This window comes from Kitasatospora sp. SC0581, assembly GCF_048159585.1.
Classification (GTDB): Bacteria; Actinomycetota; Actinomycetes; order Streptomycetales; family Streptomycetaceae; genus Kitasatospora.
The window spans coordinates 1-8207 of the sequence record NZ_JBLRWA010000055.1 but is presented as its reverse complement, the minus strand read 5'-3'; the positions used below and the strand labels follow the sequence as shown (position 1 = coordinate 8207).

8 protein-coding genes are annotated in these 8207 nt (G+C 71.0%); 5 read left to right on the top strand and 3 right to left on the bottom strand.

What is annotated here, in order from left to right; genetic code table 11:
• Positions 1-73: 73 nt before the first annotated feature.
• Both ACLWS4_RS36800 and ACLWS4_RS36795 read right to left on the bottom strand, forming a co-directional pair.
• Entirely contained in the window at positions 74-742 is a 669-nt protein-coding gene (locus ACLWS4_RS36800) for a response regulator transcription factor (protein WP_380745244.1), read from the bottom strand.
• A gap of 32 nt (positions 743-774) precedes the next feature.
• A complete protein-coding gene (locus ACLWS4_RS36795; protein WP_416876400.1) occupies positions 775-1785 on the bottom strand; it encodes a histidine kinase in 1011 nt (336 codons plus the stop codon).
• 306 nt (positions 1786-2091) lie between these two features.
• Between ACLWS4_RS36795 and ACLWS4_RS36790 the strand changes: the two genes are divergently transcribed.
• From ACLWS4_RS36790 to dacB, 4 genes are all read left to right on the top strand, one after another.
• Positions 2092-2832 carry an ABC transporter ATP-binding protein gene (locus ACLWS4_RS36790; protein ID WP_079136449.1) on the top strand — a complete coding sequence of 247 codons (741 nt, stop codon included), beginning with the start codon at positions 2092-2094 and terminating at the stop codon, positions 2830-2832.
• Entirely contained in the window at positions 2829-4169 is a 1341-nt protein-coding gene (locus ACLWS4_RS36785; protein WP_416876399.1) for an FtsX-like permease family protein, read from the top strand. The genes ACLWS4_RS36790 and ACLWS4_RS36785 overlap by 4 nt, the downstream gene beginning before the upstream one ends.
• 103 nt (positions 4170-4272) lie before the next feature.
• Positions 4273-5040 carry a DUF4097 family beta strand repeat-containing protein gene (locus ACLWS4_RS36780; RefSeq protein WP_416876398.1) on the top strand — a complete coding sequence of 256 codons (768 nt, stop codon included), beginning with the start codon at positions 4273-4275 and terminating at the stop codon, positions 5038-5040.
• A 77-nt stretch (positions 5041-5117) separates the two neighbouring features.
• Complete coding sequence (gene dacB / locus ACLWS4_RS36775) at positions 5118-6764, top strand: D-alanyl-D-alanine carboxypeptidase/D-alanyl-D-alanine-endopeptidase (RefSeq protein WP_416876397.1); 1647 nt, start codon at positions 5118-5120, stop codon at positions 6762-6764.
• Between the two features lie 290 nt (positions 6765-7054).
• Here dacB and ACLWS4_RS36770 read toward each other — a convergent pair whose 3' ends face one another.
• Positions 7055-7582: a ferredoxin gene (locus ACLWS4_RS36770; protein WP_074006322.1), complete on the bottom strand. Its 528-nt coding sequence runs from the start codon at positions 7580-7582 to the stop codon at positions 7055-7057.
• Positions 7583-7788: 206 nt separating this feature from the next.
• Between ACLWS4_RS36770 and ACLWS4_RS36765 the strand changes: the two genes are divergently transcribed.
• On the top strand, positions 7789-8207 hold a 419-nt coding region (locus tag ACLWS4_RS36765), incomplete at its 3' end, for a hypothetical protein (protein ID WP_416876396.1).

Sequence of the window (8207 nt, the reverse complement as noted above, 5' to 3'; positions counted from 1 at the left end):
CACCTCCGCGCCTCGATGATCTGGGTCGACGACCTCCTGCGAGACGCCGACTGATCGCAACCTCACACAGGCCCTAGTTGTATTCGAACCAGGTCAGGATGGCCTTCACCCGGCGGTTGTCCTCGCCGGAGGGCATGCCGAGTTTCAGGAAGACGTTCCCCACGTGTTTGGCCACGGCGGCGCCCGAGAGGAACAGTTCTGCCTCGATCTCCGCGTTGGAGCGGCCTTCGGCCATGAGGGCGAGCACCTCCTGTTCGCGGGCCGTGAGCCGGGCGAGCGGGCCCCGCGGCGGGTCGGCGCGGGTGACGTGGCGGACCACCTCGGGGTCGATCACCACTCCGCCGCCGGCGACCGTCTCGACGGCCCGCAGGAAGTCCGCCACTCTGCCCACCTTCTCCTTGAGCAGGTAGCCGACCGCCCCGTCGGCGCCCGGGCCGTTCAGGAGTTCGCGCACGTACGGGCCCGTGACGTAGGCGGAGAGGACCAGGACCGGCAGGTCCTTGTGCCGCGATCGAATGTCGATCGCGGCCCGGAGTCCGTCGTCGGTGTTCCCGGGCGGCATGCGGACATCCGTGATCACCAGGTCGGGGGCGGCTCCGGCGGCGGCGAGGTCGTCGACGGCGGCGACCAGTTCGTCGGCGTCCTCGCATTCGCGGATCACGTCGTGGGCACTGGAAACCAGGATCTCCCGGATTCCGGCGCGTATCAGCAGACTGTCGTCCGCCAGGATGATTCTCACAATCGGTTTCCCATCGCTTTCCCTGTCGAATTCCGTCACCACGGGGGTTGGGCCGGGGCGGATGCCACGACCTCCGTTCCGCCGCCCGGCGGGCTGGTGATTTCGAGGTTCCCACCGACGCTCCGCATCCGCTCACGCAGCCCGGAGAGCCCGGATCCGGTGCTGATCCGCGCGCCGCCGGCGCCGTCGTCGCCCACCCGGACGCGGACGCCGCCCTCGGTGCACCGCATGTCGATCCGGGCGCTCCCGACGCCCGCGTGCTTGGCGATGTTCGTCAGGGCCTCGGAGACCGTGAAGTACACGGCCGCGGCGATCGGCGAGGAGAGCCAGGCGTCCGTACCGGTGCTGGTCAGTTCGACCCGCAACGGTGATCTGGCCACCAGTTCCCGGACGGCGGCGACGAGGCCGAGATCGCTCAGTTCGCTGGGGTGGATGTCGCGCACCGTCTCCCTCAGCCGTTCGAGCGCGCGCTCCGCCTGGGCCTGGGCCTGGCGGGCCAGTTGGACGATCCGTTCCTGCTCGGTGGCCGTCGCCGCGGCTTCCAGGATTCCCAGGCGCATGACGAGGGCGACGAGCTCCTGCTGGGCGCCGTCGTGCAAGTCGCGCTCGATGCGCCGGCGCTCGTTCTCGAAGGCCGCCGTCAGCGAGGCCCGGCTGGTGCGGAGTTCCTCCAGTTTCGCGAGCAGGTCGGGGTTCCGGCTCCCCGAGAAGGCCCGCAGGAGCAGGTCGCGGAGCAGGGAGACGCCGGTCAGCGCGCCCACGGTGACCGCACCGAGGGCGATTCCCGCGGGCACCGCCACGAGGGTTTCCCACAGGGCGGCCGGGGTGAACGGGCCGACTTCCGCGGCGATGCCGAAACCCCAGAGGACGGGGGAGAACACCAGCGCCAGAGCGCCGAGGAATCCGAAGAAGCCCACCAGCAGCGAGAGCGCGGACAGGAACGCGGCGGTGACGAACACGGGCAGGTCGGTCCTCCACACCGACCGTGCCCGCAGCCGGCCGGCCACCCACCGCGGCCAGCTGCGGTCGGCGGGCCGCAGCGGCATCGTCCGGACTCCGCACCACTGCGCCCTGGAGCGGTCCAGTTCGGCCACCACCGGAACCGATACCGGTGCGGCGAGAACGGAAATCAGGAGAATCGGAAAGGCGGCCGCTGCGACGAATTCGGTCAGCAGCCTCCGGGCAACACGAATCTGCGCCATGATCGACATTTTCGCACGGTTCGGACCGGTCGGACGGTAGATCCAAGTCTACCTCCGATAGCAGTGCAGGCTCCCGTGCACTCCACCGCCCGGCCCTGTTTTCCTTGATTCATGCCATTTCCCACTGCCGCTCCCGTGCCGTGCATTCGTTTGCGCGGCCTTCGGACGGAATTCCCCATTCCCGGCCGCCGGGGCGAGACGACGCGCGTCCTGCACGACATCGACCTGGAGATTCCCGAAGGCCGGCTGACCGCCGTCGTCGGCCCCTCCGGTTCGGGCAAGTCGACGCTCCTGCTCTGCACGGCCGGGCTGGAGCGGGCGACCGCGGGGTCCGTCGAGATCCTCGGGACGGACGTCCGCTCGCTCAGCCCCCGCAAGCAGGCCGCGTTCCGCAGCGAGAACATCGGCTTCGTCTTCCAGGAGTACAACCTCGTCAGCTCGCTGACGGTCGAGGACAACATCGCCCTGCCGGCGCGGCTCGCCGGCCGCCGGGTGCCCAGGGCGCGGGTCGAGGACGCCATGGCGCGGCTCGGCATCGCCAAGCACGCGCGGCGACGCCCCGACCGCCTCTCCGGTGGCGAGCGCCAGCGCGTCGCGGTGGCCCGGGTGGTGGCGAACCAGCCGCGGATCGTCTTCGCCGACGAGCCGACGGGTGCGCTCGACCTCAAGTCGGGTCATGTGGTGCTCGACTGGCTGCAGGCGCTTCCCGCGCAGGGGAGCACGGTGCTCATGGTCACCCACGACCCCCACGCCGCCGCGCGGGCCGATCAGGTCGTGGTGATGGGGTCCGGGCGGGTACACGCCGTCATCCCCGGTGGCGACTCCCGCGCGGTGGGCGACGCCGTCCTCGCGGCGCAGTCGGCGGACGAGGCGGGCGGGGAGGAGTCGTGATCCGGCTCGTGCTGTCGGACATCCGCCTGCAGGCGTCGATGTGGTGGTGGACGCTCCTGTGCGCCACGGTCGGCGCGGCGTGCTCGGCGGGCTCGGCCATCGCGATGTTCACCGCCGTCTCGGCGGCGCGGGCGGCGGGTGACGCACGGATGGTCTCCGCGTCGATCGCCCTCGGCGGCAACATCGTCTTCTTCACCGTGCTCGCCGCCGTGGGCGTCGTCGCCTCCGCGGTCGGCCTGACGCTGACGACCCAGCGGCGCGAGCACGCCCTGTGGGTGATCCTCGGGATTCCGCGCCACCGGGTCAGGTTCGTCCTGCGGACGCAGACGGTGGTGCTGGGCGCGGTGGCCGGCGCGCTGGCCGCACCGCTCGCCCTGCTGGTCGCGGGTGTCGCCCTCGCGCAGTGGAAGGGGACGGGTCTCGAACTGCACGGGGCCTCGGCCGGGTTCCGGTTCTGGTACGTCGGCGTGAGCGTGCTGTTCGGACTGGTTCCGTGCCTGCTCGGCGGCTGGGGCGTCACCCGGCGGGCCGCCAGGACGCCGGAGATGCGCGCCTTCCGGGACTTCTCCGACCCCCCGGCGCGGCCGGGCGTCGCCCGCGCTGCCCTCGCCCTGTGCCTGCTCGCCGGCGTGGTCGGGATGTGGATCCCCGGCCTGGGCCTCGAACTCGAGGGCGGGCTCGCCCAGCGGACGGCCTTCGCGTTCGCCGGGAACCTCTTCCTCCTCTGCCTGCTGCTGCTCATGGGGCCGTGGGTGCTCACCCCGCTGATGAGGCTCTGGACGGCGCTGGTGCCCTCGCGCGGCGTCGCCTGGCACCTGGCCGTGCAGTCGTGCCGGGCCCGCGCGACGAGGAGCGTCACCACGGTGCTGCCCTTCGCGCTCTCCCTGTCGTTCGTCGGCCTCTTCATGGTGATGGGGAAGGTCATGCCCGGAGGCAACGCCGGGCTGGACAACATCCTGGTCGTGCTGGGCTGGGTCTTCGTCGTGTCCTGGGTCGGGGGCCTCGCCGTGATCGCCCTCGTCGGGCGGGAACGCGCCCGCGACTGCGCCGTCGTGACGGTGGCCGGTGCGCGGCCGGGCGTGGTCACCCGGTCGATGGTCTACGAGGGGGCGATCTACGCGGGGACGGCGATCGTCTTCGGCGCGCTGTTCGTCGCCGTGTCGAGCCTCACCACCGCCCTCGGAGCCCGGACCGACGCCGTCCGGGTCCTGGCGGGCCTCCCCTGGGCCACGCTCGGGGCGCTCGCCGCCGCGACGCTGGTCACCACCTGCCTCGCGCTGGTCCTGCAGGCGGCCCGGGTGTCGCGCACGGTCGCGGTCCGGGCACTGCGCACGTGAACCGGGGCGCGGCGTTCGCGAACCGGGCACTGCGCTCGTGAACCGGGGCGCGGGAACCCGCACCACCATGCCCGTTCATGCTCGTTGACGAAGGAAGAACCCGATGGAACCGACCACCCGCACGCTTCTCGCCCTCGGCGGAGCCGCCCTCCTCGGCCTCGCCGCCACGGCCTGCACCACGGACGGCGCCTCGGCCGACGCGACCGTGGAATCGAAGTCCTTCGACTTCGCCGGCGGCAGCCTGACCGTCGACTCCGGTTCCGCCGACCTCGCGCTGGTGGCCGCCGACATCGAGGACGTTCAGGTGGAACGACGGGTCAGCGGCACGAAGGTCGGCGGGAAGGTGGGGTCCGGCTGGCAGCTCGAAGGGGGCACGCTCACGCTCTCGCTGGACTGCACGGGGATCTCGGTGGGCTGCGGCGCGAAGTACACCGTGAAGGTGCCGCGCGCCGTCGCCGTCACCGCCGAGAGCGGCAAGGGGCGCATCGAGGCCACCGGCTTCACCGCGGACTTCTCGGCCCGGACCGCCGGCGGCGACGTCCGGCTGTCGGACCTCCACGGAGCCAGGCTGGCCCTGCAAGGCGGCGACGGAAGCATCAAGGGCGACGGGATCTCCGCCCGGTCCGTCAGCGTCACCTCGCGCAACGGCAACGTCGACCTGCGCCTGGCCGCCGTGCCCGACCTGGTCGACGTGCAGAGCAGGGACGGCGACGTCGAGCTGGGCCTGCCGGACTCGACGTACGCGGTCCGCACGGCCGCGAAGAAGGGCGACGTCACCGTGAACGTCGCGAAGGACGACGCGAGCGGCCGTTCCGTGGCCGTCCGGACCCGCAACGGCAGCATCGCCATCGGCAAGGGCGGGAAGCCCTGACCGCCGCGCGGCAACCGGGCCGGAAGCCTTCGATCGAGCGCGAAAGCCGAACAGGAAAGTCGAACAGGAAAGAACGAATGCCAAGCAACTCCCCCTCCGGAATCAGGACACCTCGGGCACGGCGGCGTACCGCCCTGGCGCTCGCCGCTTCGATGACGGCCGCCGTGGCGATGACGGCGTGCTCCCACGACTCCACGGCCGACTCGGCCTCTCCCGCACCGGGTGCCGCACGGGTGAGCGCCGACCTGCAGAAGCTCATGAGCACCGCGCCGTGGTCGTCGGGCCAGTGGGGCCTGCAGGTCGCCGACCTGCAGACCGGGAAGGTCGTCCAGTCCAAGGGCGCCGATTCCCAGTTCATGACCGGTTCGACGGCCAAGACCTTCGCGGTCGGTGCCGCGCTCGACGTCCTGGGTGACGACCATCGCTTCCGTACGCCCGTGGTGCACTCGGGTACGGTCTCCGCGGACGGGCGGCTCTCCGGCGACCTCATCCTGGTCGGGAACGGCGACCTGGCACTCGGCGGGCGGACCACCGCGTCAGGCGGACTGGACGTCCCCGACTTCGACCACTACGACGCCAACGCCGTCCCCGGCATGGCGACCATCACCGCAGAGGACCCGCTGGCGGGCGTCAACGAACTGGCCCGACAGGTCGCGGCCAGCGGAGTCCGCCACGTCGACGGCGACGTGGTGATCGACAACCGACTCTGGGATCCGGTGTCGATCGGCGGGATACCGATCACCCCGACCATCGTCAACGACAACCTCATCGACGTGCTCATCACGCCGGGCGCACCCGGCGAGCCGGCCAAGGTCGACTGGCGCCCGAAGACGGCCGCCTTCGGCGTCGACGCGCAGGTGACGACCACACCCGCCGGAACCAAGCCGACGGTGACGACCGAAAGCGTCAGTCCCGGTCACATCCGGGTCCGAGGCTCCGTGCCCGCGGACGCGAAGGCCCCCTTCGTGACGACCTACCAGGTCCCCGACCCGGCGGCGTTCGCCCGAACCGTCCTCATCGAGGCCCTCGCCAGGAACGGCGTCAGCGTAGCCGCCCCCTCGCTGGGAGCGAACCCCGACAGCAGGCTCCCCCCGTCGGCGGAAGTGAACTCGCTGCCCGTATCGGTGACCTACACCTCTCCGCCCTTCAAGGAGTACGCGAAGCTGATCAACAAGGTCAGCCACAACCTCGGGGCGAACCTGCTGCCGCCGCTGATGGCGGCACACAACGGGCAACGAACCTATGCGGACGGCATGAAGACCGAGAAGGAGTTCCTCGCCCGCTCAGGAGTGGATCCGAACTCGGTGAGCCTCGTCGACGCCCAGGGCCTCCCCGGCGACAAGGCGACGCCGACCGCCCAGGTGGCGCTGCTGCGGCACCTGGCACGACAGGACGACTTCGACGTCTTCTACGACTCCATGCCGAGCATGGGCGTCGACGGCTCGCTCGCCGACGTCATCGACCGCACCGACCCCGCCGCAGGACACATCCGCGCGAAGACCGGCACCCTGGTCAGCCCCTACCAGGGCAAGCTGGCCCTCGGCACGAAGGCGCTCGCAGGCTACATCGATGCGAAGGACGGCCACCGCTACGCCTTCGCGATCTACGTGAACAACATCCCGGTGCCCAGCGACTCCGTGAGCGATGCCATCGACCTCGCGCTCAAGGCCAACAAGCAACTGGGAGCGATGGCCGCCACCATCTACGAGTCGCCCAAGGCGTGAAGGCCATCCTGACCTGGTTCGAAGACGACCGGGACTCCAACGCCGTCGCGTCCACCGGCGGCGGCATGACGCAGGTCCGTCTTCCATGACCTTGCCATCGGTTGTCGATCTTCGCGAGATGCCGGACCTGTCGGTCCAGGGCCACCGGGCGAGCGCCTGGGGCAGGCCGGTGACCGCGACGCCTGCGACGATCTCCCGACGGTCGGTCATGCCCTGGGTCCGGGAGGCCAGGATCCGTACGACGAGGCGACGGCCTGGCCCCGGCGAGCCCACGCGCTCGCTGCGTGACGCTACAGCTCGGGCAACCGGTCAACGGGGGCGGGGGATCGCCGCTCTTCCAGCCAGTAGAGGTAGATCCGCAGGTCAGTTGCCAGGCCACCGGCGATGTAGAGCTCAAAGTCGCGGACGGCAGCGGCTACGCCCTGGCCTGCCCGGACATCGCTCTCCTCCCATGTGCTCCGCTGATCGGAGAGGTACTGCACGACCTGGCCGCGGTCACGCCACCACTCCCGGACCGTTTGCGGTGTCCATCGCGAGTCGCCATCGCAGCCGTACCCGAGGAACGGGTCGTTGTCTGCCGCCTCGACCAGCAGGGCCGTGTCCGCAGGCGTTCTGGGCTGGCGGTAGACGTACTCGCTGAGGTATCTGCCTCCGTAGAGAACGTGAGCGGGTGCCGAAAGCCGTCCCGTCCAGCAGGTATCGGTCTCCCCGCCGTAGAAGGGCCCGGGAACGTTGAGCCACAGTCGGTCTTCCCAACGGCCTCGGAAGGCGTCACGGTCCTTGCCGAGGATGGCCATCGGGTCGAAGTAGAGCGTCATCAGCCGAGACTAGGGCATCCGTTCGAGCTCGACGACGGGAGGGCGACTTCCCGGTCCCCCGGGCTCGCCTCGGCCGCGGTCGGCGCTGTGTCGGGACGAGAGACCGGGCGCACGAAAACCGGCTGCCCTCGAACCGGCGTCTGCTCCATGATCCCGGGGCGGGAGTCCGAGCTGCCGTCTCAGCCCTTCAACGACCAGGAGCCCGGATGTCGGTCGAGCTCGACATCCCGGAATTCCCCCATGAGGAGCCTCCCGGCGAGATCACCTGCCGGCAGAAGCCCTGGAACGGTGTCCTCGTCAGGGTGAACCAGATCCCCTTCAAGGCCGGAGACAAGCTCACCTTCGACGTCACGGTCCGCAGCGACTTCCAAGGGCAGACCCCGGCCGCGGCAGTCCAGGGCGTCGTGAACATCGCCGCTGACTCCCGCCGGCAGCCCGGTGGCGCCGTCTGCGGCCCGGACAGCTGCACGACCTCCAGCCGGCACGCCGGTGGGCGTTCCACAGCCAGGGCGTTGGCCTCGGCCGCGGGGGGGGGGGGGGGGGGGGGGGGGCGTCGGCGTCGCGCCGCCGCCGCTCACCACCGTCGCCACCCCGGCGTCGGCCGCCGCCCCGGCGACCGTCACCG

Bases quoted from the DNA above. Each gene is read 5' to 3' on its own strand.
- ACLWS4_RS36795 (WP_416876400.1), bottom strand. From the start codon at position 1,785: ATGCCGCTGCGGCCCGCCGACCGCAGCTGGCCGCGGTGGGTGGCCGGC.
- ACLWS4_RS36780 (WP_416876398.1), top strand. From the start codon at position 4,273: ATGGAACCGACCACCCGCACGCTTCTCGCCCTCGGCGGAGCCGCCCTC.
- dacB (WP_416876397.1), top strand. From the start codon at position 5,118: ATGCCAAGCAACTCCCCCTCCGGAATCAGGACACCTCGGGCACGGCGG.
- ACLWS4_RS36770 (WP_074006322.1), bottom strand. From the start codon at position 7,582: ATGACGCTCTACTTCGACCCGATGGCCATCCTCGGCAAGGACCGTGAC.